Origin of the sequence: Acinetobacter sp. YH12100, assembly GCF_013419135.1 — a bacterium.
GTDB classification, from domain to species: domain Bacteria; phylum Pseudomonadota; class Gammaproteobacteria; order Pseudomonadales; family Moraxellaceae; genus Acinetobacter; species Acinetobacter pseudolwoffii.
Window position 1 is genome coordinate 1 of record NZ_VPAQ01000006.1, and the last position, 25,593, is coordinate 25,593.

The window sequence follows — 25,593 nt, forward strand, 5'->3', positions numbered from 1 at the left end:
CTATTAGCGCAAGGTCCGAAGATCCCCTGCTTTCTCCCGTAGGACGTATGCGGTATTAGCATCCCTTTCGAGATGTTGTCCCCCACTAATAGGCAGATTCCTAAGCATTACTCACCCGTCCGCCGCTGAATCCAGTAGCAAGCTACTTTCATCCGCTCGACTTGCATGTGTTAAGCCTGCCGCCAGCGTTCAATCTGAGCCATGATCAAACTCTTCAGTTTAAAATCAGTAGTGCCTAAAGGACACCAATCTTGGCTCATCAATTTTCTGACAAATATTTCTCAAATAAACTTCGAGTAATTTCTACCATCAATCAATGAAAATAATTTCGATCAATCAACCAGTAAAAATCCACACAAGTTGTTCTTCATAATCTCTTAATGATCTTCTTGCTCTTCGTCAGAAACAAGCTACCAGGCAACTCACACAATAACCTAACTCAATCAGCTAAGTTCGTTTTGCTGTATCGCCTTGATGCAGCGTATTCTATACACTTTAGAAACAAGCGCAAGGGCTTTTCTCAAAAAGATTCAAAAAAGTGACTTGTACGTTTATTTTTTAATCTAAAATGTTATTTTTAGCCTTTTCTGAGAGATTTTCCAGATTTTTTGCATTAAAAGTATAACCAAATATAAATCTCTGCACTCTACCTATTAAAAAAGCATCAATACCATTTGATCCTTCATACTTTATCTTTTAATTCGTCTGTTCAGCCAACCAAGTCATAAATTTTTGACGTTCAGCTTTGGAGGCCTTTTGCCATAATTGAATGAGTTGTTGATCATTCTGCCCGACGAATTGAGTTTGAGGAGTGGCGACCGTAGCTACACTAGCTGCCTGAGCATATACAGGTGCTGGTTGATTAAGTGATGTTGCTGACTTGCTACTCATCTCGACTGTTTTGGTCAATACATTATTTGCAAACCATGTTCTCGCTGTATCTTTAGCGCCCGCTTGCTGAACAAGCAGCTGATTTTTTGCATCATATAAGCCAATGATGGGCTGATCCTGGTACTTTTTAGCTTCGTCAAAATTCTGAGGTGCATTAATTAACGCTAAACGATAGGTTTCACCATCTTTAAGCTCTGGAGTTTTTACAGTAAGCACTCCCGACTTTAAAATGTCATGTGAATTATCAGAGTGCTGAAAAAACTCATTATAGCGGACGCTGATATTATTCATTCCAGCATCCAGTTTATAAGTTGAATTAGAACGTAATAGACTTGATTTTATTTCCTGATTATTTACCGCAACGATCTTAATTTCTTCAGGTACTGTAATAGTCACCGCTGAAAAAACCGAGGTACTAAACAACAGTGCCGCTACAGTTGCCGCAATACGAAAATCCATATCATCTACTCATTTCAAGTTAATTATTAAAGTTGAGCTGCACTATGCCGCGTCGAAATGACAATTTTATGACAAAAACTTCTCTTATTTCACCTGAACTTTTAGCATTTATTTGACTGGCAATTTTAAATTATCTGCTATTAGCCAGTACAAATAAAAAAAGAAGCACAAAAGCACTTCTTTTTAGCTGAAACCCGATTTATGCAAAGGTTTTAAAACGCTCCGCATCATCCATAAAGGTTTTTTCGCCTGCAGGTGCTTCAATAGAACCAAAGACCAATTGCGCGCGAAGCTTCCAGTGCGATGGGACTTCAAAAGTTTGTGCAACTTCTTCATCAATAATTGGATTGTAATGCTGCAACGAGGCACCGATATTTTTCTCTGCCAAAGCTGTCCAGGTTGCAAACTGCGCAATGGCTGAAGAATGCTCTGACCAGACCGGGAAGTTATCGGCATAGAGTGCAAACTGTTCTTGCATCGATTTCACCACATTCTGGTCTTCATAAAACAATGCGGTGCCATAACCTGCTGCAAAACCATTAATTTTATTATTGGTTGCTTCAAATGCATCTGTCGAAACAAGATCACGCAAGGTTTCACGCACAATATGCCAGAAAGTATCATGTGATTGACCAAATAAAATTACCACACGAGAAGTTTGCGAGTTAAAAGATGATGGGCTGTGTTTAACTGCATCTTTAATGAGATTTTCAATTTCAGCCTGCTCCAGGCTCACATTTTTCCCAATGGTATAAATGCTTCGGCGCTGTTTGATTTGATCTAAAAATGCCATAAACTCACCTCTATGTATTTTGATTATTAAAAACTGATAAAGTCATACTACGTGTTTTGAGCACTTAAAACAGGTGCATTCCCATAACAATGTGTTTTATTTATAGAACAATCAGACTTAGATCTGAATAGAATATTTGTATTAGATTTCATTCGCAGCATCCATGCTGCTATACCGTCCTTCATCGGTTTTTAACCCAATACTTTAAAAAAGTGCTGATCTTGCTGTTCTAATTTTTCTTTTGCTGCCTGCTCAATCGAGCCAAAGCAAAGTTGGGCACGTAACAACCAGCTCTTTTCAATGTCAAAATGCTCGGCGACTAAAGTGTCGATCTGCGGATTATAATGCTGTAAAGATGCACCTAAACCCGAATCTGCCAATGCAGTCCACACGGCAAATTGCGCCATTCCTGATGTCTGTTCAGACCAGATCGGGAAATCTTCTGCATTGAGCGGCATTTTCTTTTGTAGTTGCTGAATCACGGCTTGATCTTCGTAAAATAAAATCGTGCCATATGCCGCGGCACACTGATTTAACTTGATCTCTGCACCTTCGTAAATATGTGTGGGCACATGCTGGCGCTGAACCTGTTTGACAAGTTCCCAAAACTTATAATGAGAATCCGCAAATAACAATACAATCCGCGTACTTTGGGAATTATAGGCTGAAGGACAACTGCGAACTGCTGCCTGAAGCATTTCACTCAGATACGCCTGACTATAATGTACCCGCTTGCCAAGTTCATAAATACTACGGCGCTTTTTCAACTGATCAACAAAAGTCAGTTTCAAATCATCATCGGGTTTGTTTTTTTTCGAAAATTTAAAGTCCTTGGTTATATCACTTGTTAATACCTGACCAATTTTATTTAGCAATGCCATTTCTTCCCCCCACAAAACCCAGCTAAAACAGCTCGAATAATCCCATACAAGTATAATGGCTTTATTACGGTAGATAGATCTGGTTCATATTTTCTAGCTGATTTTTAAAGCATTCAAACCCCTCAAAAACAACAAACTCCGCACTTAGCGGAGTTTGTGTGAATTATCACGCATTATTTATTTTCAGTTTCAAACAATGCAGCAACAAAAGATTTGGCAGAGAAAGGACGCAAGTCATCAATTTTCTCACCCACACCAATAAAGCGAATCGGCACATGAGTACGACTGGCAATATTAAACAGTACGCCACCTTTGGCAGTCCCATCGAGTTTGGTAATGGTCAAACCGGTTAGGCCTACCGCCTCATCAAACATTTCGACCTGGTTAATGGCATTCTGACCTGTTCCGGCATCGACAACCAACATCACTTCATGTGGTGCAGTCGCATCAATTTTCTGCATGACACGTTTTACTTTGGTCAACTCTTGCATCAAATGACCTTTGTTATGCAAACGACCAGCTGTATCAGCAATTAATACATCTACGCCTTTGGCACGCGCACTTTCAAAAGCATCGAAAATGACTGAAGCCGAGTCTGCACCATTGCCTTGAGCCACGACCGCAATATTATTACGCTCACCCCAGATCTGTAGCTGCTCCGTTGCAGCTGCACGGAAAGTATCACCTGCCGCCAGCATGACAGTCTTGCCTTCACCTTGCAGACGTTTGGCCAGTTTGCCAATCGTGGTGGTTTTACCTACACCATTTACACCGACCACTAAAATCACATAAGGCGATTTATTCGGATCAATGTGTAGCGGTTTTACCCGGGGTGCCAATAAAGCCACCAGTTCTTCCTGAAGCGCCTTATACAGTGAATGCGAGTAGATCAAGTCACCACGTTCGGTACGCTCGGTCAGGTTAGCAATGATGGTCTTGGTGGCTTCCACACCAATATCGGCCACCAGCAGCTGCTCTTCGACTTCTTCTAATAATTCATCATCAATTTCTTTACCACCGATCAGGATATTGACCATCCCATCGGCAAGGTTTTTACGGGTTTTGGTTAAACCCTCTTTCATACGGCTAAAGAAGCCACCTTTCGCCGCAGAATCTTCATTTTCAGTTTCTGTTACGACAGGTGCAGAAACTACAGCTGCTTCGCTTGGCGTTTCTACGATAGGCACATTGACCGCAGGTAAGCTCGGTAATGTGACATCATCATCTCCGATATCAGCATCAATCAAAAATTTGTTTTGCCCATTAGATTGCTGTTGCATGCCGAATCCTTGAAAAGCATTGCGTTAAAAACCCAGATTCTACCATAACTTGCCTGCTTTGCAGCTAGCAATGCAAATGCTGGACAAACATACCAAAAAGCTACAGCTCTTGGTTGCTTTCATCTCCGCATTTATTAAAAATAACCCTAAATACAAATGCCTATTTTTGGGAGATCTAGTGTCCGCCACCTTTTTGACTGTCTCCTCTGTTTCCAGAATGATTAAACAAACACTTTATCCACTTGGTGTCCTATTGCTGGGATTAAGTATTAATCAGGCCCAAGCCCAGACTCGTAGTGAATTATCACGCACCACTTTTGAAACGACTTTAAGTAATGGATTAAAAGTCATTATTCGGGAAGACCATCGTGCGCCCATGGTGATGACCCAGATCTGGTACAAAGTCGGCAGCAGTGATGAATCTGGCAATATTCTGGGGGTCTCGCATGCACTTGAACACATGATGTTCAAAGGTACGCATAAAGTTCCAAATGACGAATTTACCCGTCTGAGCCGGATTTATGGCGGTAGCATCAACGCCGCCACCTTTACCAATTACACCAATTATTATCAGCTCTATCCTAAAGCTTATTTTCCCATGGCGCTGGAACTTGAATCTGACCGCATGAGCAATTTATTACTGCGGCAGCAGGACTTTGAGCCAGAAATTAAAGTGGTGATGGAAGAACGGCGCCAGCGTACCGATGACAACCCGCGCGCTCAGGCCTTTGAACGCTTTAAATGGATCAGTTATCCGACCAGCCATTATCGCCAACCGGTGATTGGACATATGAAAACCCTGAACAATATTCAGTTAAATGATGTCAAAAAATGGTATCGGGACTGGTATAGCCCCAATAATGCTATTCTGGTAATTGTCGGAAATGTGGAATCGGAAGCGGCTTTAGCGCAAGTGCAAAAATATTTTGGAGATATCCCTGCGCGTCCAACACCGCCACGTAATGATGTGCTGGAGTTTGAGCGCTTAGGCTATCGGCATATGGAAATTAACAGTAATGTTCAGGTGCCCAATCTGTACATGACCTGGAATGTGAAATCCCTCGGCACTGCCAAAAACCCACAAGATGCGTATGCCTTGACCATTATTCGCAGTCTTTTGGACAGCGGCATTTCTTCACGCCTGCAAGACCGTCTGGTGCGTGATCGTAAAATTCTGACCTCTGTCAGCGTTTCTTATGATCCTTATAATCGTGGTGACAGCCTGTTTGGCATTTCTGCCTTACCTGCGCCAGGCGTATCTTTGCAAGAGGCACAACAAGCGATTCAGGATGAAGTGGATGTACTCAAAACCACCGCCATGACCCAACAGGAAGTAGATCGTATCAGTACCCGCTTTATCTCCAGTTTGATTTATAGTCAGGATGATATTGCCGGCCAGGCCAAAATGATTGGCAATCTGGAAGTCAATGGACTGAGTTATCGGCTGATGGATCAACTACCCAAGCATTTTGAAAGTGTCAGCGTTCAGGATATCCAGCGTGTCGCCAATGCCTATTTCGTCCGAGACAATCTCAGCACACTTTATCTCTCACCTGAACAAAAAGCCCAATAATGGGGATTGCAATGCGTCATCATCTTCGCCCTTTTTTACTTATTTTTATTTTAAGTTTTGCTTCTGCTGTTCATGCAGAAAATTATCTGGACCCTCAACCCGATCAAAACGATAATCCGAGTCAGTTACAGTCTATCCCTCTGTTGCAAAGCCTGAAAAATCTCAATCCGCAGCGTGAATTTCAGGCACCGTATATTCACGACCTGAACAATCGCTATCAGGTACGTACGCTATTTGTTGAAACCCAAGATCTTCCAATGGTGGATATCCAGCTGACCTTTAATGCCGGCTCGGCGCGTGATCAGGAAATTACTAAAGGACTCTATGGCCTGTCCAGTATGGCAGCCAAGTTGATGCGTGAAGGCACAGACAGATATAGTGCGAATCAGGTCGCGGCAATTTTTGACCAGACTGGAGCACAATTTAGCGTACAGGCCTATCGGGACATGTTTGTGGTTCGGCTGCGTACGCTTTCAGATCCAAATAAATTGGAACCGGCACTCGGAATGATGATGGAAGTTCTAAAGAATGCGTCATTTAAACCCGCCAGTATTAATCTGGCTTTAAGCAATACCCAAGTGGGACAAAAGCAATTACAGGAAAATCCAAGCCGGCTGATGGATATTCGTTTTTATCGCACTCTATATGGTCAGCATCCTTATGCAGAACCAATCAGTGGCACCCAAGGCAGTACCAAGAAAATTAATGCCGAATTATTAAAACAATTCCGTGATCAGTTTCTGGTGGCGCAAAATATGAATATTGCTATTACCGGTAAACTCAGCCCCAAACAGGCGCTGGAACTGTCAGAACGGATTGCCGGCAATTTAACTCAAGGTCAAAAAGCAGCTGCATTACCACCGCCTGAAATTAAATCTGGTTTTGAAGTGGTGCATTTACCTTATAACTCGTCTCAGGCGCATATCACCTTTGGACATATAGGGCCATCACGCTTTACTGAAGACCGACTGGCCCTAGAAGTCGCCAACCGCATGTTTGGCGGGAGTGGATTTAATGCGGTACTGATGCAGGAACTGCGGGTCAAACGTGGTTTTAGCTACGGCGCTTATAGCTCATTCAGCTTTAGTCAGGCACCCGGAGTATTCAGCTTTAAATATTCTACACGGCAGGATCAGCTACTAGAGAGTATTCAGATTGCACATCAGGCATTTATCAATTTTGTCAGCCAACCGATTGACACTCAACGTCTGGAAGAAACCAAAGCAGGCATGCTGCGCGCCTTCCCTAACAATTACAGCAGCAATGCCACCATTAATGCCCAGTTAGGCAATATGGGCTTTTATAGTGAGCAAAATGATTATTTATCCAGTTATCCGGAACGTCTAGCCAGAATTAGCGCAAAGGATGTGCAAAATGCAATACGCAAACATTTACATCCAGACCGCCTAACGCTGGTCGTGGTCAATAAAGAACTGGATAAAGATGCCTTGAAAATGCGTTTGGAGCAGAATTTAATGGATGCCAATTTCAATTTGCCAGCAAACCCTGTGCCTAAGGCATCTCCACCGAGAGCGGTGGCAGCTGACGCGCCCGCAGAGACTCCTGCTGATAGGCCTGCATCAATTTAAGATACTGCCCACGACGGATATGCTGCTGCTCTAATAGAGCCAGTGCCAGATCCTGAGTTTGGGGCAAATTTTGCTGTTCAGAAAGTTGCCGAATCTGGGTGATTTGAGAGATGCTAAGCGGACGATAGAGAGCCAATGCGGCTAAAAATAAAATTACCACAACCATAAAAATGACAACAATATTATAAATCTGTTCCAGCTTGATTCTGCTGAACCATTGAATTAACTTTTCTGTATCTATAGACATACACTACCTCAAGTTAAAGGTAGTGTATGGTTAGGCTTATATAAGTTCAAGTCAGTAGCGCCATATTTAGCAGGGCTAAAATCCACGACTCTGCGGATTAGCTCATCATTCTGCTCAGAATAGTGGAATAGAGCACCAATGCTACAATCACCAATACCAGTGCAACAGCAAATTTACTTAACCCCGCTTCTGCTTCAGGGGGATGCAGGCGATCTTCATCTGCAATTCGAACCAACTCGCCATTATAGAGTTTATAGAACTGCTCACGCTGATTGACGTCCAGAGCACGGGTAAAGTCATACACCTCTTTACGTTGTGCCAGTCCATAATTACCTAGATGCGTATATTTACTAAATATAGCGTCATCCAGTTTCTTGCGATGCAAATGTGCAAGTTCAAGGATTTGCCCAGCAGTTGGTGGCATATCAAAATTTACACCATCTAAAGTTCTTGTCATCATGGCTTTCTCCTTATTGTTTGATCTCTATTTACAATTTATCTTAATAATATTTATAAGTGTGTATAGTTTAGTCATGTAAACTATAACTAAAGTAAACGAATAAAATCGAATGGTTGACTTTTCCATTATTTTGTAATATTAGTTTAACAATACTAAGTTATATTTGTATTTAGACTGATTAGTCTGTCCTGTAATCATAATTAAAATTAAGGAGTTTTTATATGATACAACAACTCTCTCAACACGATCTGGAACATCTGTATGCAGATGCCGTGAATACCATCCAATCCCAAATGAACTTTGTGGATGCGGTAAAACAGCTTGAAGATGCAGCTCGTGCAGGTCATGGTAAAGCGGCGCTTTTTTTAGCAGAACTTTATTATCAAGGCTTCCGTGTAGAACGGGATTCACTCAAAGCGCAGTACTGGCAAAACATGGCCACCCTGCAAGCATGATGAAACGTCACCTAGGTGGCGTTTTTTTCCGCTCTTTTTTCGATAAATAGCAATAAATACATATTCTCTTACGAAATCTTGCAAAGCTGAAACAGTAATTTCATACAAAGTTCCTAGAATAGAGCCAGACACTTAATTGCACTTTATTCTAATGAAACCACGAAAAATTATTCAAATTGATCCGATCTGTAAAGAGTCTCTTTTCAAGATCACCATGCTGAAATCCCTAAGGAATTGTGGCGAGCTATGGGGCGCATATCATCAAGGCTGGGCCATGATGCGCGATCAGGAAGACTGTATTTTTCCCTTTTGGCTGAATCCACTGGATGCCAAAAACTACGCCAAGCAGCATTGGCCGGATTATATCCCGCGTAAAATCAACTCTGAAGATTTTGAAAATGCATTATTGCCGACCCTGTCACGACTGAATGTTACGCCAGCCCTGTGTAATACCAATGGCACCAGACTCAAACTGACTGCTGCACAAATGCGTCATCTATTTTTTTCTGAACAAAGACTGCACATTGCTTAAATAACATGTTATTTATAAAGACTAAAACCTAAACACTTAGAGATGTTCAGGTTGAATGCATACTCTAGGATTAATAATAAATTGACCAGTAAGGATGATTAAGCATGACCAATGTGGCACAGGTGCTCAATGAAAAAATGCATCAAGCTATTTATACCATCCGTCCAGATTCTACAGTTCTAGAAGCCATCACCTTGATGGCCGACAAAGGAATCGGGGCGCTTGTGGTAACCCATGAAGACAATGTAGTCGGTATTCTGTCAGAGCGAGATTACACCCGTAAAATTGCCCTGATGCAAAGAACCTCATTCGACACCACGGTTAACGAGATCATGACCTCTAAAGTGATTACCGTAACCACATCTACCACCGTAGAAGACTGTTTATCGCTGATGACTGAACGTCACCTGCGGCACTTACCAGTAGTGGAGAATGAAAAACTGATCGGTTTGATTTCAATCGGAGATCTGGTCAAGGCAGCAATGGATGATCAACGCAAACTCATTGAACAGCTGCAGCAGTATATTTCAGGTTAAAAGCATCTCTGGCTTTCTCTCCAATATTTGAAGCGCATTTAAATAACTGAAGATCAAGCTTCGATTGAATGTATAAAAAATCCCGGTATATAACCGGGATTTTTTATACTCGTGTTTTGGATAAAATCAGTTTAGACCTAATTTTTCTGCCACATAATCCGAGTCTTTATCACCACGACCAGAAAGATTGACCACGATCTTGACTTCTTTTGGCAATTTGCCTGCTTCACGAATTGCCCAGGCCACTGCATGCGAACTCTCTAAAGCCGGCACAATGCCTTCTACACGCGACAAGGTCATGAAAGCATCCAGACATTCCTGATCGGTGGCGGTGGTGTACTCGACCCGGCCCAAATCCTTAAGCAGACTATGTTGCGGCCCCACACCAGGATAATCCAGGCCAGAAGCAATCGAATGTACCGGTAAAGGTTCACCCTGCTCATCTTCCAGCACATAGCAGGCCATACCATGCAATTGACTTGGTTTACCCAGTGTTAAGGTCGCCGAATGCATATCGGTGTCCAGGCCATGACCTCCCGGCTCTACGCCCACCAGCTTTACTTCCGGTTCATTTAAAAACGCGGTAAATGCACCCACTGCATTGGAACCACCGCCAACACAGGCCACCACATAGTCCGGGTTTGCACCAAAACGGTCATTACTTTGCACTTTGATTTCATCACCGATAATGGACTGGAAATCACGTACCATCATTGGAAATGGATGCGGCCCCACCACCGAACCAATGGCATAGATATAATTTTTCGGGTCTTTCAAGTATTCTTCAAATGCACTATCAACTGCATCTTTCAGGGTTGCTGTACCACGCGTCACAGAGATCAGGCGCGCACCCAGAATCTTCATTTTTACGACGTTTGGATGCTCTTTTTCAATATCCACCTGACCCATGTGAATTTCACATGGAATCCCAACCAAGGCACAGGCAGTTGCCAATGCGACGCCGTGCTGACCCGCACCAGTTTCTGCAATGACTTTGGTCTTGCCCATGTATTTGGCCAGCAAAGCCTCACCCAGACAATGATTGATCTTGTGTGCACCTGTATGATTTAAATCTTCACGTTTCAGATAAATCTGTGCACCGCCTAACTGATCTGACAGACGCTTGGCATGAAATAAAGGACTTGGACGACCCACATAGTTGGCAAACAGGTCTTTAAGCTCGTTCTGGAATTCTGGAGTATGGCGGATTTCCTGATAAGCGACATTGATATCGTCCATCGCCTGTTTTAGATCGGGCGGAATAAACTGACCGCCATATTGACCAAAAAAGCCGTCCTCATTGGGTAAAGCAATACCATTAATTTGATGAGCCATAATAATTCCTGAACTTTGGAATGTACAACAAATGACTTTATCCTAAAATAATGTGGTTAACCCACTCATAATTATAGATAAAGCCACTAACAGAAAAATAAAATTAACGCGCGAGATATTTGGTCATATCTTCAATGCCTTTCAAAGTCATTGGAAACATATGATCTTCAAAGATTTGCTTAATTAAACCAATGCTATGCGTGTAATGCCAATAGTTTTCTTCTTCGGGATTCAGCCATGCGGTTTTATCAAAATGCTGTCGCAGACGCTGTAGCCAGACCTGTCCTGCTTCATCATTCATATATTCAACCGAGCCGCCGACCGAGGTGATTTCATAAGGCGCCATACTGGCATCACCGACCACAATTACCCGATAATCGCGACCATAGGTATTGAGTAAATCCCAGGTATTCATGCGTGAACTGGAACGACGGATATTGTCTTTCCAGACATAGTCATACAGGCAGTTATGGAAATAAAAATAATCCAGGGTTTTAAATTCGGTTTTGGCTGCGCTAAACAGTTTTTCACACTGGGCAATATGTGAGTCCATGGAACCGCCAACATCAAACAGCATCAGCACCTTAATGCGGTTACGGCGCTCAGGCACCAGCTGTACGTCTAAAATACCCTGCTTGGCGGTTTCACGAATCGTGCCATCGATATCCAGCTCTTCGGCTGCACCCTGACGCGCGAATTTACGCAAACGGCGCAGTGCCATTTGCATCTGACGGCTACCCAAAATCTGCTCATCGTCCAGATTGCGGTATTGACGCTGCTCCCAGACTTTCACCGCAGAACGCTTACGCCCCGGCCCGCCAATACGCACGCCTTCAGGATGATCGCCATAAGCACCAAAGGGTGAAGTCCCACCGGTACCAATCATCTTGTTACCACCCTGATGTTTTTTATGCTGTTCGCGCAGACGCTCTTCCAGCATTTTCATCAGTTCTTCTAATGATCCGGCTTTTTTCAGCTCTTCGCGCTGTTCAGGAGTCAAATGCTTTTCAAGCAGTTCAAGATCGAACCAGTCTTTGGGCAGCTTATGCACCTGATTTAGCAGTTCATCCAGATCAAAGGTCGCGATACCATCAAAATAGTCTTTCATGGCGCGATCGAACTTATCGAAATAGCGCTCGTCCTTGACCATGACGGTTTTGGCCAGCTGATAGAATTCATCCTGATCGGCAAACACCAGACCTGCAGCAACCGCCTGATTCAGGTCAATCAGCTCACGAGTCGATACCGGCACGCCGTATTTGCGTAAGGTATAAAACAGTCGCACAAACATGCGTGTTTCTCCCTTAACGACGTGACATAAATGCTAGACGTTCGAGCAACTGCACATCTTGCTCATTCTTGATTAATGCACCGTACAAAGGTGGAATTGCTTTAGATTTATCAGTATTGCGCAGAATATCTTCCGGCATGTCGTCAGCCATGAGTAGACTGAGCCAGTCGATCAGTTCAGACGTTGAAGGTGGTTTTTTTAAACCCGGAATCTGGCGCAATTTAAAGAAAACCTGTAAGGCTTCATTCACCAGTGTGGTCGAGATATTGGCAAAATGCACATCAATGATTTCACGCATGGTGGCTTCATCTGGGAATTCGATGTAATGGAAGAAGCAACGACGCAGGAAAGCATCTGGCAATTCTTTTTCATTATTTGAGGTAATGATCACGATTGGGCGCTGAGTTGCGGTAATGGTTTCCCCGGTCTCGTACACATAGAACGACATTTTATCGAGTTCATGTAGCAAGTCATTCGGAAACTCGATGTCTGCCTTATCAATTTCATCAATCAGCAAGACACAACGTTCTTCGCTGGTAAATGCTTCCCACAGTTTACCCGGCTTGATGTAGTTCTTGATGTCATAGACACGGTCATCACCAAGCTGACTATCACGCAGGCGCGACACCGCATCGTATTCATACAGGCCTTGCTGTGCCTTGGTGGTGGACTTGATATGCCAGGTGATCAGTCTTAGGCCCAGACTTTCTGCTACCTGCTCAGCCAATAAAGTTTTCCCTGTACCAGGCTCACCTTTGACCAATAACGGCTTTTGTAAACTACGGGCAGCTTTAACCGCCAACTTTAAACTGTCAGTCGCAATGTACTGAGCTGTACCTGAAAATTGTTGATGATCAGCAGACATGATTTAACCTTATTTTTTTACTTACAACGGTGAACTTTTCTTGTGAACACGAAGATTGCCCTTGTTCGACACATAGGTCGACCAGCAATAGCCAATCACAGATCCAATCCCAATGACAAATAAAATAAGTGACGCATTAATCCAAATCAGAGCTTGCTCTTTGGTCAACACACCAAACAGCAAGCCAAAAATTGCAGGTGCGATAGAGGCATTCGGCCCCTCGGATACCGTCGGTGTCAATAGAATGGCAAAGCCTAAAATCCACAAAAAACCACCAAGCGGCTTAGGCAGCCGCTTGGTTACGCCATACCAGCACCATAAAGCAATCAGGCTGCCCAGCAGATAAACCGCAACAGCAATGCTCTGTTCAGGAATTGAGTCTAAGACAGCAACATAACCATTCATTTCACAACTCCTGAATTAACATTAAGCGCCACGCAATCCTTCTGGAGCGACTGCATTCGGATCAATCAAGCCTTCTGGCGGCATTTGCAAAAAGAAACCACGTGTAGCAATAGAATCCATCACATGCAATACATTGGCACGTGCCAGTTTACGCGATTCGCTCAGTTCAAGATGCATGACAAAAGTCGCACGTCCAAATGCGGCTTGTACGGGCTCAGACAATACGCTGAGTGGCTCGAATATTTCAGCTTCGCTTTCATCCGCAGGACGCGCCACATACAGATACATTTCACTTTTTTTGCTGGATTTGTAGATAGACACTTGCATGTTTCAAACGACTTTTCTGGAAAAACATCCGCAAGGATACATCAAAAAAAAGACAGAAACATTAGCCACGTCTCATGCATCAGTCGTGATTTTGTATAATTGCTCTATCTTTAACCAATCCTGCAAGCGATCACTCGCTGACTTTCATCTGGGTCGATAAATAAGATTCATCCTGATGCAGCACCTGAATCAGTGGCTGGGTTAACAGTTCATAGCGCCAGCCCAGCAGATAATCCGGCAGATCCTGCTCATCCTTATGAAAGACCACATGCTGATACAAGGCATTCAGCCATTTTTTACGCATCAGCACTTCTTTTGGAATTGAGGTTTCATCGACTACATTTTGAATGATGTTATCGATCTTTTCGCCGATATCTTTGGAGGAATGACGGATTGGACGCGCCAGACGTAACGGCCAGCTTTCCGGTTCCGGCAAGAATTTCAGCAGATCCAGAATGGTTTTACCATGTTCACGAACCACATTTGAACGGATATCTTTGACTTGACTCAGCTGGAAGTTATTGCGCGGGAACTTCTCGACCAGATCAATCATACTGACATTTTTTAAGATAAAACTACGTGGCTGATTCAGTGCTTTGGCAATCTGATCGCGCCAGACCATCAATTGCTGTAATTGCATCAGCTGACGGCGTGAATGGCGATAATTCCCCACATCCTGATATAACAAGGCCGTTGGTGTATCTTCACCAATTTCCTGAGTCAAGAAACGACAGTCTTGCAAGGCAAAATCCAGTAGGTATTTCGTATCTAGCTCTTGTTTGATTTTGTCAGACAGCTTGACCAGATAATGCACATCATTGGCCGCATAAAGTAATTGTTCTGAACTTAAAGGACGTGCCAGCCAGTTAGAACGGGTCTGGTCTTTTTCGATATCGACTTCCAGCATCTGTTTGAGCGCATTCTGATAGCTGACTTGCAGACCATGCCCCAGAAAAGACATGCCGACCTGGGTATCAAACACATTGGTCAGTGATTTCTTTTGGGTATAGTGATAAAGCAGATCAATATCTTCGCTACAAGCATGAAAAATATTCTGCTGGGCGTTAAAAACTTTATTGAAGAACTCAGTCAGATCCAGGGTAGTTCCATCCAGCAAATAGACCTTGTTGTCTACATTGATCTGAAACACACCCAGTTTCGGCCACAAAGTATCGACCTTGATAAATTCGGTATCCAGCCCGTAAACAGAACTCTGATCCATCAGGTTCAGCACAGGGTATAAATCGTTTTGATGTTGAATAAATTGAAACATAAAGACTGAGTCTAAAATTAGATTCTCGATAGATCCATATTAACTGATCTATAGAATTTTTGTATAAAAAATAACGCTGATTCTGCTCTATCTAGCAAAAATACCCCTTATTTATTAGGCTCTAGATTTTAAATAATATCTTTTTTATATTAAAACTAACAAGATTTTTAAGTCTATCTTACTTCATGCGCATCCGGTTATGTACGGCCTGACTCAAGGTATGACTATCGACATATTCCAGTTCACCGCCCTGTGGTACACCTTGGGCAATTCGAGTCATCTGGATCGGCAGATGCTTGCTCGCTTCCACCAGATAATGTGCCGTGGCCTGACCTTCTACCGTCGCATTAGTAGCGAGAATGACTTCCTTCACCTGACCATTGGCCAAACGGTGCAACAAATACGGAATGCCAATTTCTTCAGGACCAATCCCATCGAGCGGTGACAAATGCCCGCCCAGTACATGGTATTTCCCTCTAAAGCTGCCACTTTGCTCAATCGCCATAACATCTGCAGGTGATTCCACCACACAGAGCAATTCATCATCACGATCTAGCGACGTACAGATATTGCACACTTCATCTTCAGTCAATGAATGACAAACCGAACACTCATGAATGTAGTTGGTCGCCTCAGTCAACGCATGCGCCAGACCAATTGCACCTTCACGATTTTTCATGATCATATGCAATGCCATACGTTGAGCCGATTTCGGCCCAACGCTTGGCAAAATGCGTAATGCTTGAACCAGTTGATCAAAACGATCACTAAACATTGCGCATTCTTCCTTAGAACATACCTGCCAGACCCGGTGGTAAACCCATACCCGAGTTTGCTGCTTTCATTCTTTCATCAGAGACCAATTCTGCCTGACGCGCAGCATCATTCATTGCAGCAGCAATCAGATCTTCGATCATGTCTGGATCATCCTGAAGTAATTCAGGGTTGATTTCGATACGCTTCACCACATTGCGGCAAGTCATGGTGACTTTGACCAAACCACCGCCCGCTTCGGCATGCACTTCAGTTTGTGCCAGCTCTTCTTTGGCTTTTTTTACATTGTTTTCAACTTCTTTTTGCATGCGCTGAGCTTGCTGCATCAACATATTAATGTTCATAAATATCTCCGAACATAAATTTATAAAATTAGATAAGATCTAAACCACGAGTAATATCACGAATAATATCACCAATCTCTTCTAAACCAACAGAAACACGAATTAAACCTTCGCGAATACCTGCTGCTTCTTTGGCTTCAGGCGATAATTTACCGTGTGTGGTGGTTGCCGGATGGGTAATGGTTGATTTCGCATCCCCCAGGTTACCGGTGATCGAGATAAACCGGGTATTGTCAATGACTGTCCAAGCGGCTTCACGACCGCCTTTCACCTCAAAAGACACAATGCCACCAAAACCCGTCTGCTGTTTCACTGCCAGCGCATGACCGATATGCGCAGGCAGACCGGCATAATAAACCTTCTCTACCTTTGGATGCTGATCCAGAAATTCAGCCAGTTGCTGCGCACTTGCTGAATGCTCACGCATACGTAAACGTAACGTTTCTAAGCCTTTCAGGAATACCCATGCATTAAACGGGCTCATTGAAGGACCTGTGGTACGCACATAACCAAAGATTTCTTCCAGCAGTTTATGGTTTCCAACCACAGCTCCACCTAAGGCACGGCCCTGACCATCCAGATATTTAGTCGCAGAATACACCACCAGGTCTGCACCAAATTTGAGGGGTTGTTGTAACACTGGTGTACAGAAGCTATTGTCGATTGCCAGTAAAGCATCATTGGCATGGGCAATATCAGCCAATGCCTGAATGTCAGCCACTTCTGCAAGCGGGTTTGATGGAGATTCAACAAACAGTAATTTGGTTTCAGGCTGGATGGCATTTTTCCATGCATCAAGATCGGTCAAATCGACGAAATCGACACTAACCCCAAATTTTGCGACATATTTTTCAAATAGCGAAACAGTCGAACCAAAGACTGCACGTGAGCAGATGACGTGATCACCTGCTTTCAAAAAAGCCATGGTCACTGCCATAATGGCAGCCATACCTGAACTGGTAGCAACGGCGCGCTCTGCACCTTCGAGTGCCGCCAGACGTTTTTCAAACATGGCAACGGTTGGGTTGGTAAAGCGAGAATAGATATTGCCCGGTTCCTGACCTGAAAATTTCGCAGCAGCTTCGGCGGCATTTTCATAAACAAATGACGATGTTAGAAAAATGGGTTCAGCATGCTCACCCTCAAAGCTACGGGTATGACCTATACGGATGGCTAAAGTTTCTAATTGATATGAAATATCGTCTTGCTGGCTCATCGCTCTACCTCAGCCCTAAGGCTGCCTTTTGTAAAAAATTGCCAACATTTTGAGCGCCTATGCTATTTCAGGTCAAGGCATAATAAGCAATTATTGCTTAGACTTCGATCAATCCTTCCCCGGATACGGATATTTTATTTACATGATTCAGTTAAAACAAAACTTTCAGCGCCAGCAAAAAAAATTGAAACATTTCAGTGCCCGGATGTTTAATGCCTCCTCTCTGATTCTGTCGCAAAAAACGCCTTTTGAATATATTGCCAGCACCGAGTTTTGCAAGATTCGCTATTACGCCTCACCCGATAAGAAATACAAGGAGCCATTGGTATTTGTCGCCCCTCTCGCCATCAATATGGATATCTATGATCTGTATCCCTATCGTTCGCTGGTCAAGCATTTTCAGCATAGCGGTTTTGATGTCTATCTGGTGGAATGGAAACGTTTTAACTTTAGACATCGTCATTTAAACTTTTTGTCTTTTATTGATGCAGCCATTCCTCAATCTATTGAAACCATCTGCAAGCATTCGGACAGTCAGTTCATTTCCCTACACGGCTGGAGTATGGCTGGGGTATTTGTCACGCTTTATACCGCCTTGCATTCGCCTGAACATGTCAAAAATTTGATGGTCGTTGGCAGCCCCATCGACAGTTATGCATCAGGACGGGTCGGCAAACTGTTTTCGACCACCAATAAACTGATTTCTAAAAATAAAAATCTGCAACAGGCCATTCATCAGGGTCATATTCCAAAGCAATATATTCATACGCCCGGCATTGTAAATGCCTTGGGCTTTAAGTTACTGGATCCGATCGGCTGGCTGAAAAGCCAGAAGCAGTTTTTGCTGAATCTGGATCATGTCGAAAATGTCTATGAACATGCCACCATGGGAAATTTTCTGAATAAGATGATTGATTATCCGGGCGGGATTAATCAGGACATGGTCTTACATCTGTGGCTGCAAAATCCTTTAAAACAAGGTTCAATCACCTTAAATGGTCGTACTGTTGACCTTAAGAATATCAGCTGCTCGCTGTTGGTCGGTGCCGGCCAAACCGATCAGATTGTCACAGAACAGTCAGCTAAGCCTTTGATAGAATTGACAAGTAGCCAGGACAAGACGTTTACTCTGATTCCGGGTGGTCATCTGGGCCTGATGTCCAACCAGAAAACAGCCAATACGTTCTGGCCCAAAATGACGACCTGGCTGGCGCAGCGCTCTACACGTCTTGATGCTTAGCGCATCTGCGTCAGCATCGCCAAAAAACATTAAAATTTATTTACATATTCAGAGGATACAGCATGATTCAGTCAGTAGCATTTATCGGTTTAGGTGCCATGGGTTATCGTATGGCGGCACATTTACCCAAGCAGTTTGATACCGTCTATGTCTGGAACCGCAATTTTGACAAAGCAGAGCAACATGCTGCTGAATATGGCACTCAAGCCGTTACGCTAGAACAGGCCGTTCAGGCAGATATTATCTTTTCATGTTTGCCGACCAGTGCCGATGTAGCACAACTTCTGGAAAATTTGTCGCTTAAATCCGGCTCAGTCTGGGTCGACTGTACCAGTGGTGTACCGGATTCCGCGCAAACACTGGCAGCACAACTGGCTGAACGTGGGGCGATCTTTCTGGATGCACCGGTCAGCGGTCAAACCATTGGTGCTGAAAATGGCACCTTGACAGTGATGGTAGGCGGCGATGTCCAAGGTTTTGAAAAAGCCCTTCCTGCGATGCAGGCTTTTGGCACACTGATTAAGCATGTCGGTGAATCTGGCGCAGGTTTTGCAGTGAAAGCCGTGAATAATATGTTAATGGCTGTAAACCTGTGTGCGGTCGCAGAAGGCTTTACTACGCTGAAAGCACATGGAGTCAACCTGAATGAAGCACTGGATTGTATTAATGCTTCAAGTGGTAAAAGCATGGTGACCGAAACCGTATTACCACAGCGTATTTTAAATCGCAGTTTTCCTGTAACCTTTGCCCTGCCACTCTTGGCCAAAGATACCGGCATCGCAATCGATCTGGCGCGTGAGGCTAAACTGTCTGCGCCTGTGCTATCATTAACCCAGAATCTAATTCAGGCGGCCAGTGATCTATCGGATAAAAACAGTGATTTTTCCAGTGCCGTGAAAATGTATGAATCATGGAGTAATATTACCATCGAGTAATATCTCGCCATTGAATAATGATAACAAAACCTCATATTGTGACTAGTAGGCAGGCACATATAGTGGATAACCCAGAGGAAACTCGCATGAAGAAATTTTCTGTTGCAGCATTAATTGGCTTAGCAACTTTGTTCGGGGCTTCAACATCGGTTCTTGCATCTGAACAGGAATGCAAAAAATTGAAAAATGATCATGACGTGATTTATGCGTCTAAAGGATTCTGTTTTAAAGATCCAGAAGCAAAAGCGAAGTTCGGCAATGACAATTGCTATACAACCAAGCCAAAATTCTCGGAAAAAGAGCAACAGCGTCTTGACGTGATCAAAGATCGTCAGAAAGAATTGAACTGTAAATAATTCAATTCAATAACGCTCAAGGAATGTACTTATGACTTATGATGATCAGAATATTTTTGCACGAATTCTACGCGGTGAACTTCCTGCGATTAAAGTGTATGAAGATGACCAGGTTCTTGCATTTATGGACATCATGCCGCAAGCAGATGGTCATACTCTGGTCGTTCCGAAAGCACCAGCCATCACTTTACTAGATCTAGATCCTGAAGCTGCGGCCTATACGATTCAAATTGTACAGAAGGTTGCGAAAGCAATTGAAAAAGGTTTGGGCGTTGATGGCATTGTCCTGATGCAATTATCAGGTGCTGCTGCTGGTCAGACTGTACCGCATATTCATTTTCATCTAGTGCCGACTTCTCTGCACAACTTGGGTAAACATGCTGCCCAGATGGGTGATCAGGAAAAAATTAAAGCGCTGGCTGAAAAAATCAAAGCTGCACTTTAAGTTTAACTGAATAAAAAAATGGAGCTTCGGCTCCATTTTTTTATTCTACTTAAAGCATAAAACTTTAGAAATAAATGCGAATCATTAAGATAATAGCAACCAAATTATCTTTAAATACAAAAAATTGAATGTGTAATATTACAAAACTTACAAAATACAACATTTAACAGATTTGAAATATTTCCTTAATCTTACTGTCTTATTTGTAATCGATACTTGGCACCAATAGAGCGGTACATGTTTCAACACATGACTGAAACTTGTTTTAAGACGATGAATAAAAAGTCTTTATTGGAGCAACACATGAAAAAAACGTTATCTGCATTAGCAATTGGGGCAACAATTTTAACACCAATGATGGCAGCTGCTGCTGATGTTAAAGTGTATGGTCGTGCACACGTATCTTTAGACTATCTTGATAATGGCTCAGATTATAACGAAGTAGGTCTTTCTTCAAACTCTTCACGCCTAGGCTTTAAAGCTGAACAACAATTAGAAAATGGCATGACTGTTTTTGGTCAAATCGAACAAGAAATCAACTTCGCTAGCGGTGCTGAAGATAAAGATGATGGTGTTAACTTCGCAACGCGTGATACTTTCGTTGGCTTAAAAGGTGACTTTGGTCAAGCACGTGTAGGCCGCTTTGACAGCCCATTTAAAGTAGCGCGTGGTCCAGTCAACTTCTTTGGTGACCAATTAGGTGATATCCGAAACGTAACTCGTGCGGGTGACTTACGTTTTGATGAACGTAATGCCAATACGATTGAATATAAATCACCAAAGTTTGGTAGCGGTTTTAATGTAATCGGTGCTGTATCTCTGCACAGCGAAACAGAAGTGGCTGATAAGGAAAAAAGCAAAGCATATGACTTAGCTTTAACTTATAAAGAAGGTCCGGTTGATTTTGCTGCTGCTTATGAACACTATGAAGAAGATGCAAGTCGTGGCGAACGTGATGGCTTCCGTGTTGCAGCTGCATATAAAATTACACCAGAATTAAACTTCGGTGGTTTATATCAGTATTTAACGCATGATAATGATGCTGATAATCCAGATGCTCAAGTATTTGGTGTAGCTGCTGACTATAAATTTGCGCCAAAAACATATCTACGTGGTCAAGTGTTCCACCGTGATGTAGATGCAGATGATGCAAATGCAACATTATTGGCACTTGGTGTAGAACATCGTTTAGACAAAGCAGTACGTGTATATGCAAACTTGGCAACTGTACTGAATGATGAAAACTCTAACTTGACACCATGGACTCAAGGCCGTAGTACAAAAACTTCAGGTATCACAGGTGGTGCAGATGGTGAAGATGCAATGGGTCTATCTCTAGGTTTACGTTACGACTTCTAAGTTCTGCTCTCCTCAGAAAGCTTAAAAAGAACATGCTTCCAGCATGTTCTTTTTTTTGGCGTGTTTTTTATCAATATAAATAAAATGAGAAAGATTGTGACCCTGATATTCAACCCTTATAAAACCAACCAAAATAGTTTGATTAATTTTATTCAATATTTTAAAACCAAGCATTTTAGTCAAATTTAAAAACCAATAAAATTACATAAAATAATAAAAAATATTTAGAATAAATTTTAACTCATATAAATATATATTTATTATTTTCAAATATTTATAAATATATATTTATTTAAATTGTATCGTCTATTTATTTTTTAGTTACAATAGATTAATAATATACAACAAGTCACAGACAGGCTTAGTCGAATGAGCTTAGTTCCCAAAAATCTAAACCAGAGAGTAGTTAGAGAAATAACTGCCATTTTAATTATCAAAGTTATTTTACTGATGATCATTAAAAACATCTGGTTTGATGCACCTACGATTCCTAAAAATTTTGACAACCAAGTCGCCGAGCGTATCGCCGGCAATCCTTCCCAAATCCAGGAGACACGTTGATGATTTCTGAAAGCGTGGTCGATCTCTCGCGGTTCCAGTTCGCCATGACCGCGATGTATCACTTTATTTTTGTTCCACTGACTTTAGGCCTGGCTTTTCTGCTTGCCATTATGGAAACCACCTATGTGATTTCCGGCAAAGAAATCTATAAAGACATGACCAAGTTCTGGGGAAAACTGTTTGGTATTAACTTTGCCTTAGGGGTAACCACAGGCCTGACCATGGAGTTCCAGTTCGGAACCAACTGGGCTTATTACTCGCATTATGTCGGTGATATTTTTGGTGCACCGCTGGCGATTGAAGGTTTGATGGCCTTCTTCCTTGAATCGACCTTTATTGGCTTGTTCTTCTTTGGCTGGGATCGCCTGTCCAAAGTGCAACATCTGGCAGTTACCTGGCTGGTAGCTTTAGGTTCGAACATGTCTGCGCTGTGGATTCTGATCGCCAATGGCTGGATGCAAAACCCGGTTGGTTCTGTATTCAACTACGAAACCATGCGTATGGAAATGGTGGACTTTGCTGCTCTGATATTTAACCCGGTTGCTCAGGTTAAATTCGTACATACAGTGTCTGCAGGTTATGTCACAGGGGCTATTTTTGTACTGGCCATTTCAAGTTATTACATGCTGAAAAAACGTGACCTGCCCTTTGCACGCCGTTCTTTTGCCATCGCAGCCATCTTCGGCCTTGCATCTACACTTTCAGTGATTTTACTGGGTGATGAATCAGGTTATGAGCTGGGCGATGTACAGAAAACCAAACTGGCAGCAATTGAAGCAGAATGGGATACGCATCCTGCACCAGCAGCATTTACTTTGTTCGGTATTCCGAATAAGGAAACCATGACTACAGATTATGCAGTGAAAATTCCTTATGTGATGGGTCTGATTGCTACACGTTCTACGACTGAACAAGTTACAGGTATTAAAGACCTGCTGGTTCAGCATGAAGCGCGTATCCGTAATGGTATGGTGGCCTATTCACAACTGGAAAAATTACGTGCTGGTGATCAGTCTCCAGAACTGAAAACCGCTTTTGAAGAAAGCCAAAAAGACCTCGGTTACGGTCTGCTTTTGAAAAAATACACGCCAAATGTTGTTGATGCCTCTGATGAGCAAATCAAAGCAGCGGCTAAAGACACTATTCCACACGTACCAAGTCTGTTCTGGGCCTTCCGTGCCATGGTCGGTTCTGGCTTCTTGATGCTGCTTCTCTTTGTTCTGGCTACCTTTGCGGTTGCGAAACGCAATGCTGAAAACAAACCTTGGTTATTAAAATTTGCCTTATTTGCACTGCCTTTACCTTGGGTGGCTGCACAAACTGGCTGGTATGTAGCAGAAGTCGGTCGTCAGCCTTGGACGATTGGTGAAGTCTTACCAACTCATCTTTCAGCCTCCAGCTTAAGTACTGGCGATGTATGGGGTTCAATCCTGGCATTGGCAGCCTTCTACACGGTGTTATTGATTATCGAGATGTATCTGATGATCAAATTCTCACGCCTTGGTCCAAGTTCCCTGCATACCGGTAAATACCACTTTGAAAAGCTTGCAGCAGAAAAGGCAAATGGGGAGACTCAAGCATGATCGAATATGAATTACTCAAAATAATTTGGTGGGTGCTGGTCGGCGTATTGCTGATTGGCTTCGCCCTCACCGATGGCTTCGATATGGGCTCTATGGCGATCATGCCATTTGTGGGCAAAAATGATAACGAGCGCCGTGCTGCAATCAATACCATTGCCCCGCATTGGGATGGTAACCAGGTCTGGTTCATTACTGCCGGGGGGGCTTTATTTGCTGCCTGGCCAATGGTTTATGCAACAGCCTTCTCTGGCATGTACTGGGCATTATTACTGGTACTGTTTGCCTTATTCTTACGTCCGGTCGGCTTCGATTACCGCTCTAAACTGGAAAATACCAAATGGCGTACTTCCTGGGACTGGGGCTTGGCGATTGGTGGTGCAGTTCCGGCATTAGTCTTTGGTGTAGCGTTTGGTAATATGTTCCTCGGTGTGCCTTTTACCCTGGATGAAACCGTACGTTCTACCTACACAGGAAGTTTCTTTGCCCTGCTGAATCCATTTGCAATTGTATGTGGTCTGGTCAGTTTATCGATGTTATGCGCACATGGTGGTGCATGGCTGATGCTGCGTACTGATGGCGACCTGCGTCAACGTTCTGCCAAAGCGACACAAATCATGGGTCTGGTCTACTTGGCGACTTTCCTTGCTGCGGGTGCATGGTTGTATTTTGGAAACATCCAGGGTTATAGCCTGGTGATGCCTTTTGACACCAATGGTGTTGCCAACCCATTAGCAAAAGAAGTACTGACCAATGCCAATCCGGGCTGGATGAACAACTATTCAACTTATCCAATTACAATGGCAGCTCCAATTGCCGGCATTCTAGGGGGATTAATCATTGTACTGGCTGCAGGTAAAAACAAGGCTGGCTTGAGCTTCCTGGGTTCTTCTCTGGCAGTCGTCGGTGCAATCTTGACTGCCGGTTTTGCCCTGTTCCCGTTCCTGATGCCATCCAGCTTAAATCCGACTGTCAGTCTGACGATGTGGGATGCGGTATCCAGTAAAAACACCTTAACTGTCATGACAGTTGCAGCTTGTATTTTTGTTCCATTGATCCTGATCTATACCACTTGGTGTTATTACAAGATGTGGGGCGTGATTACCAACAAACATATTGAAGACAATTCACACAGCCTGTATTAAGGCTGTGCACTAAGGAGACAAAATTATGTGGTATTTTGCCTGGATTCTGGGTGTACTGATGGCGTGTTTTGCCAGTGTGATTGCTGCAATTTATATGGAACAACACCAAGACCTGGATGAGGAATAAAATATGACCGAAGCTGCGCTTGAGAAAACCGTTGTAGACAAGAAACCAAACAAATTTGCGATGATGATTTCCTGCCTGCTGGCTTTTCCTCTCGCCGCAGTGTTATTGGTTCATCCCTCTGCAATGCTGGATGCCAACGGTGAATATAGCCATAGTGCCATGATGTATATCATGATTGGTATTTCTGGAGGCTTTGTACATGGTGTCGGTTTCGTACCTCGCCACTGGTTCTGGAAATGGCTATTTAGTCCATTTTTGGCTTGGCCTTTGATGATCTGGGGCTATTACACCTGGTTTTTCAGTTAAGTTTTAAGACGAA

At 43.1% G+C, this 25,593-nt stretch carries 30 protein-coding genes and 1 rRNA gene; 15 read left to right on the forward strand and 16 right to left on the reverse strand.

From position 1 onward, the window contains the following. The 5 genes from FTU40_RS05580 to ftsY all read right to left on the reverse strand — a co-directional run. Positions 1–221 (reverse strand): 16S ribosomal RNA (locus FTU40_RS05580); the annotation flags it as partial. Positions 222–696: 475 nt separating this feature from the next. Further along, a complete protein-coding gene (locus FTU40_RS05585; RefSeq protein ID WP_180040113.1) occupies positions 697–1,350 on the reverse strand; it encodes a DUF2057 domain-containing protein in 654 nt (217 codons plus the stop codon). 199 nt (positions 1,351–1,549) lie between these two features. Continuing rightward, entirely contained in the window at positions 1,550–2,143 is a 594-nt protein-coding gene (locus tag FTU40_RS05590) for a nitroreductase family protein (protein ID WP_005097059.1), read from the reverse strand. Positions 2,144–2,334: 191 nt separating this feature from the next. Further along, complete coding sequence (locus tag FTU40_RS05595; RefSeq protein ID WP_180040115.1) at positions 2,335–3,024, reverse strand: nitroreductase family protein; 690 nt, start codon at positions 3,022–3,024, stop codon at positions 2,335–2,337. Between the two features lie 173 nt (positions 3,025–3,197). Next, positions 3,198–4,304, reverse strand: a complete 1,107-nt coding sequence (gene ftsY / locus FTU40_RS05600) for a signal recognition particle-docking protein FtsY (RefSeq protein WP_005097061.1) — start codon at positions 4,302–4,304, stop codon at positions 3,198–3,200. 178 nt (positions 4,305–4,482) lie between these two features. Here ftsY and FTU40_RS05605 point away from each other — a divergent pair, with 178 nt between their 5' ends. Together FTU40_RS05605 and FTU40_RS05610 are read left to right on the forward strand one after the other, a co-directional pair. Then, positions 4,483–5,877: a pitrilysin family protein gene (locus FTU40_RS05605; protein WP_180040117.1), complete on the forward strand. Its 1,395-nt coding sequence runs from the start codon at positions 4,483–4,485 to the stop codon at positions 5,875–5,877. 11 nt (positions 5,878–5,888) lie between these two features. After that, positions 5,889–7,466, forward strand: a complete 1,578-nt coding sequence (locus FTU40_RS05610; protein WP_180040119.1) for a pitrilysin family protein — start codon at positions 5,889–5,891, stop codon at positions 7,464–7,466. On the opposite strand, the gene FTU40_RS05615 is transcribed toward FTU40_RS05610, so the two are convergent. Together FTU40_RS05615 and FTU40_RS05620 are read right to left on the reverse strand one after the other, a co-directional pair. Then, positions 7,390–7,713 (reverse strand): hypothetical protein, encoded by a 324-nt coding sequence (locus FTU40_RS05615; protein ID WP_005097067.1) that lies wholly within the window; start codon positions 7,711–7,713, stop codon positions 7,390–7,392. The two genes, FTU40_RS05610 and FTU40_RS05615, sit on opposite strands and share 77 nt — an antisense overlap. A 97-nt stretch (positions 7,714–7,810) precedes the next feature. Further along, positions 7,811–8,170 (reverse strand): hypothetical protein, encoded by a 360-nt coding sequence (locus FTU40_RS05620; protein WP_035337940.1) that lies wholly within the window; start codon positions 8,168–8,170, stop codon positions 7,811–7,813. Between the two features lie 224 nt (positions 8,171–8,394). Here FTU40_RS05620 and FTU40_RS05625 point away from each other — a divergent pair, with 224 nt between their 5' ends. The 3 genes from FTU40_RS05625 to FTU40_RS05635 all read left to right on the forward strand — a co-directional run bounded on the left by FTU40_RS05625 (position 8,395) and on the right by FTU40_RS05635 (position 9,696). Then, a complete protein-coding gene (locus FTU40_RS05625; RefSeq protein ID WP_005097069.1) occupies positions 8,395–8,628 on the forward strand; it encodes a hypothetical protein in 234 nt (77 codons plus the stop codon). Positions 8,629–8,779: 151 nt separating this feature from the next. Next, on the forward strand, positions 8,780–9,160 hold the full coding sequence (locus FTU40_RS05630; RefSeq protein WP_005170652.1) for a DUF2750 domain-containing protein: 381 nt from the start codon (positions 8,780–8,782) through the stop codon (positions 9,158–9,160). Between the two features lie 104 nt (positions 9,161–9,264). Next, positions 9,265–9,696, forward strand: coding sequence for a CBS domain-containing protein (locus FTU40_RS05635; protein ID WP_005170650.1), 432 nt, complete (start codon positions 9,265–9,267; stop codon positions 9,694–9,696). A 126-nt stretch (positions 9,697–9,822) separates the two neighbouring features. On the opposite strand, the gene trpB is transcribed toward FTU40_RS05635, so the two are convergent. From trpB to FTU40_RS05680, 9 genes are all read right to left on the reverse strand, one after another. Continuing rightward, the gene (trpB, locus tag FTU40_RS05640) at positions 9,823–11,031 is read right to left on the reverse strand and encodes a tryptophan synthase subunit beta (RefSeq protein ID WP_005170649.1); all 1,209 of its coding nucleotides are present in this window, start codon (positions 11,029–11,031) and stop codon (positions 9,823–9,825) included. A 103-nt stretch (positions 11,032–11,134) separates the two neighbouring features. Beyond that, complete coding sequence (locus tag FTU40_RS05645; protein WP_100357027.1) at positions 11,135–12,322, reverse strand: VWA domain-containing protein; 1,188 nt, start codon at positions 12,320–12,322, stop codon at positions 11,135–11,137. A gap of 13 nt (positions 12,323–12,335) precedes the next feature. Beyond that, positions 12,336–13,187, reverse strand: coding sequence for a MoxR family ATPase (locus FTU40_RS05650; protein ID WP_180040121.1), 852 nt, complete (start codon positions 13,185–13,187; stop codon positions 12,336–12,338). A 21-nt stretch (positions 13,188–13,208) separates the two neighbouring features. Then, complete coding sequence (locus FTU40_RS05655) at positions 13,209–13,592, reverse strand: hypothetical protein (RefSeq protein WP_074383190.1); 384 nt, start codon at positions 13,590–13,592, stop codon at positions 13,209–13,211. Positions 13,593–13,613: 21 nt separating this feature from the next. Beyond that, on the reverse strand, positions 13,614–13,919 hold the full coding sequence (locus FTU40_RS05660; RefSeq protein WP_159138294.1) for a YcgL domain-containing protein: 306 nt from the start codon (positions 13,917–13,919) through the stop codon (positions 13,614–13,616). Between the two features lie 130 nt (positions 13,920–14,049). Further along, positions 14,050–15,192 carry an HRDC domain-containing protein gene (locus FTU40_RS05665; RefSeq protein WP_005097077.1) on the reverse strand — a complete coding sequence of 381 codons (1,143 nt, stop codon included), beginning with the start codon at positions 15,190–15,192 and terminating at the stop codon, positions 14,050–14,052. A gap of 178 nt (positions 15,193–15,370) precedes the next feature. After that, the gene (gene recR, locus FTU40_RS05670; protein ID WP_004278698.1) at positions 15,371–15,967 is read right to left on the reverse strand and encodes a recombination mediator RecR; all 597 of its coding nucleotides are present in this window, start codon (positions 15,965–15,967) and stop codon (positions 15,371–15,373) included. Positions 15,968–15,980: 13 nt separating this feature from the next. Beyond that, positions 15,981–16,310, reverse strand: a complete 330-nt coding sequence (locus tag FTU40_RS05675) for a YbaB/EbfC family nucleoid-associated protein (protein WP_004731251.1) — start codon at positions 16,308–16,310, stop codon at positions 15,981–15,983. 28 nt (positions 16,311–16,338) lie between these two features. Next, positions 16,339–17,526 carry an O-succinylhomoserine sulfhydrylase gene (locus FTU40_RS05680; RefSeq protein WP_100355326.1) on the reverse strand — a complete coding sequence of 396 codons (1,188 nt, stop codon included), beginning with the start codon at positions 17,524–17,526 and terminating at the stop codon, positions 16,339–16,341. Between the two features lie 142 nt (positions 17,527–17,668). On the opposite strand from FTU40_RS05680, the gene FTU40_RS05685 reads away from it, so the two are divergent. The 10 genes from FTU40_RS05685 (at position 17,669) to FTU40_RS05730 (ending at position 25,580) form a co-directional block, all read left to right on the forward strand. Then, complete coding sequence (locus FTU40_RS05685; protein WP_100355327.1) at positions 17,669–18,766, forward strand: alpha/beta fold hydrolase; 1,098 nt, start codon at positions 17,669–17,671, stop codon at positions 18,764–18,766. Between the two features lie 62 nt (positions 18,767–18,828). Beyond that, entirely contained in the window at positions 18,829–19,701 is an 873-nt protein-coding gene (locus FTU40_RS05690) for an NAD(P)-dependent oxidoreductase (protein ID WP_005097081.1), read from the forward strand. 86 nt (positions 19,702–19,787) lie between these two features. Then, a complete protein-coding gene (locus tag FTU40_RS05695; protein ID WP_005170626.1) occupies positions 19,788–20,057 on the forward strand; it encodes a YARHG domain-containing protein in 270 nt (89 codons plus the stop codon). A gap of 31 nt (positions 20,058–20,088) precedes the next feature. Further along, the gene (locus tag FTU40_RS05700) at positions 20,089–20,502 is read left to right on the forward strand and encodes an HIT family protein (RefSeq protein ID WP_005170623.1); all 414 of its coding nucleotides are present in this window, start codon (positions 20,089–20,091) and stop codon (positions 20,500–20,502) included. Positions 20,503–20,805: 303 nt separating this feature from the next. Next, positions 20,806–21,861 (forward strand): porin, encoded by a 1,056-nt coding sequence (locus tag FTU40_RS05705; protein ID WP_180040123.1) that lies wholly within the window; start codon positions 20,806–20,808, stop codon positions 21,859–21,861. Positions 21,862–22,230: 369 nt separating this feature from the next. Beyond that, a complete protein-coding gene (cydP, locus tag FTU40_RS05710; protein WP_004645265.1) occupies positions 22,231–22,422 on the forward strand; it encodes a cytochrome oxidase putative small subunit CydP in 192 nt (63 codons plus the stop codon). Continuing rightward, positions 22,422–24,005: a cytochrome ubiquinol oxidase subunit I gene (locus FTU40_RS05715; protein ID WP_180040125.1), complete on the forward strand. Its 1,584-nt coding sequence runs from the start codon at positions 22,422–22,424 to the stop codon at positions 24,003–24,005. Before cydP ends, FTU40_RS05715 begins: the two co-directional genes overlap by 1 nt. Continuing rightward, a complete protein-coding gene (gene cydB, locus FTU40_RS05720; RefSeq protein WP_074383199.1) occupies positions 24,002–25,147 on the forward strand; it encodes a cytochrome d ubiquinol oxidase subunit II in 1,146 nt (381 codons plus the stop codon). Before FTU40_RS05715 ends, cydB begins: the two co-directional genes overlap by 4 nt. Before the next feature lie 25 nt (positions 25,148–25,172). Next, complete coding sequence (gene cydX, locus FTU40_RS05725; RefSeq protein ID WP_004278713.1) at positions 25,173–25,274, forward strand: cytochrome bd-I oxidase subunit CydX; 102 nt, start codon at positions 25,173–25,175, stop codon at positions 25,272–25,274. A 3-nt stretch (positions 25,275–25,277) separates the two neighbouring features. Further along, complete coding sequence (locus tag FTU40_RS05730) at positions 25,278–25,580, forward strand: cyd operon YbgE family protein (RefSeq protein ID WP_005170606.1); 303 nt, start codon at positions 25,278–25,280, stop codon at positions 25,578–25,580. Positions 25,581–25,593: the final 13 nt, after the last annotated feature.

What these genes read in the sequence shown, in the direction of transcription:
- FTU40_RS05585 (WP_180040113.1), bottom strand. Translation starts at nt 1,350, where the DNA reads ATGGATTTTCGTATTGCGGCAACTGTAGCGGCACTGTTGTTTAGTACC.
- FTU40_RS05590 (WP_005097059.1), bottom strand. Translation starts at nt 2,143, where the DNA reads ATGGCATTTTTAGATCAAATCAAACAGCGCCGAAGCATTTATACCATT.
- FTU40_RS05595 (WP_180040115.1), bottom strand. Translation starts at nt 3,024, where the DNA reads ATGGCATTGCTAAATAAAATTGGTCAGGTATTAACAAGTGATATAACC.
- ftsY (WP_005097061.1), bottom strand. Translation starts at nt 4,304, where the DNA reads ATGCAACAGCAATCTAATGGGCAAAACAAATTTTTGATTGATGCTGAT.
- FTU40_RS05610 (WP_180040119.1), top strand. Translation starts at nt 5,889, where the DNA reads ATGCGTCATCATCTTCGCCCTTTTTTACTTATTTTTATTTTAAGTTTT.
- FTU40_RS05615 (WP_005097067.1), bottom strand. Translation starts at nt 7,713, where the DNA reads ATGTCTATAGATACAGAAAAGTTAATTCAATGGTTCAGCAGAATCAAG.
- FTU40_RS05620 (WP_035337940.1), bottom strand. Translation starts at nt 8,170, where the DNA reads ATGACAAGAACTTTAGATGGTGTAAATTTTGATATGCCACCAACTGCT.
- FTU40_RS05625 (WP_005097069.1), top strand. Translation starts at nt 8,395, where the DNA reads ATGATACAACAACTCTCTCAACACGATCTGGAACATCTGTATGCAGAT.
- FTU40_RS05630 (WP_005170652.1), top strand. Translation starts at nt 8,780, where the DNA reads ATGAAACCACGAAAAATTATTCAAATTGATCCGATCTGTAAAGAGTCT.
- FTU40_RS05635 (WP_005170650.1), top strand. Translation starts at nt 9,265, where the DNA reads ATGACCAATGTGGCACAGGTGCTCAATGAAAAAATGCATCAAGCTATT.
- trpB (WP_005170649.1), bottom strand. Translation starts at nt 11,031, where the DNA reads ATGGCTCATCAAATTAATGGTATTGCTTTACCCAATGAGGACGGCTTT.
- FTU40_RS05645 (WP_100357027.1), bottom strand. Translation starts at nt 12,322, where the DNA reads ATGTTTGTGCGACTGTTTTATACCTTACGCAAATACGGCGTGCCGGTA.
- FTU40_RS05650 (WP_180040121.1), bottom strand. Translation starts at nt 13,187, where the DNA reads ATGTCTGCTGATCATCAACAATTTTCAGGTACAGCTCAGTACATTGCG.
- FTU40_RS05655 (WP_074383190.1), bottom strand. Translation starts at nt 13,592, where the DNA reads ATGAATGGTTATGTTGCTGTCTTAGACTCAATTCCTGAACAGAGCATT.
- FTU40_RS05660 (WP_159138294.1), bottom strand. Translation starts at nt 13,919, where the DNA reads ATGCAAGTGTCTATCTACAAATCCAGCAAAAAAAGTGAAATGTATCTG.
- FTU40_RS05665 (WP_005097077.1), bottom strand. Translation starts at nt 15,192, where the DNA reads ATGTTTCAATTTATTCAACATCAAAACGATTTATACCCTGTGCTGAAC.
- recR (WP_004278698.1), bottom strand. Translation starts at nt 15,967, where the DNA reads ATGTTTAGTGATCGTTTTGATCAACTGGTTCAAGCATTACGCATTTTG.
- FTU40_RS05675 (WP_004731251.1), bottom strand. Translation starts at nt 16,310, where the DNA reads ATGAACATTAATATGTTGATGCAGCAAGCTCAGCGCATGCAAAAAGAA.
- FTU40_RS05680 (WP_100355326.1), bottom strand. Translation starts at nt 17,526, where the DNA reads ATGAGCCAGCAAGACGATATTTCATATCAATTAGAAACTTTAGCCATC.
- FTU40_RS05685 (WP_100355327.1), top strand. Translation starts at nt 17,669, where the DNA reads ATGATTCAGTTAAAACAAAACTTTCAGCGCCAGCAAAAAAAATTGAAA.
- FTU40_RS05690 (WP_005097081.1), top strand. Translation starts at nt 18,829, where the DNA reads ATGATTCAGTCAGTAGCATTTATCGGTTTAGGTGCCATGGGTTATCGT.
- FTU40_RS05695 (WP_005170626.1), top strand. Translation starts at nt 19,788, where the DNA reads ATGAAGAAATTTTCTGTTGCAGCATTAATTGGCTTAGCAACTTTGTTC.
- FTU40_RS05700 (WP_005170623.1), top strand. Translation starts at nt 20,089, where the DNA reads ATGACTTATGATGATCAGAATATTTTTGCACGAATTCTACGCGGTGAA.
- FTU40_RS05705 (WP_180040123.1), top strand. Translation starts at nt 20,806, where the DNA reads ATGAAAAAAACGTTATCTGCATTAGCAATTGGGGCAACAATTTTAACA.
- cydP (WP_004645265.1), top strand. Translation starts at nt 22,231, where the DNA reads ATGAGCTTAGTTCCCAAAAATCTAAACCAGAGAGTAGTTAGAGAAATA.
- FTU40_RS05715 (WP_180040125.1), top strand. Translation starts at nt 22,422, where the DNA reads ATGATTTCTGAAAGCGTGGTCGATCTCTCGCGGTTCCAGTTCGCCATG.
- cydB (WP_074383199.1), top strand. Translation starts at nt 24,002, where the DNA reads ATGATCGAATATGAATTACTCAAAATAATTTGGTGGGTGCTGGTCGGC.
- cydX (WP_004278713.1), top strand. Translation starts at nt 25,173, where the DNA reads ATGTGGTATTTTGCCTGGATTCTGGGTGTACTGATGGCGTGTTTTGCC.
- FTU40_RS05730 (WP_005170606.1), top strand. Translation starts at nt 25,278, where the DNA reads ATGACCGAAGCTGCGCTTGAGAAAACCGTTGTAGACAAGAAACCAAAC.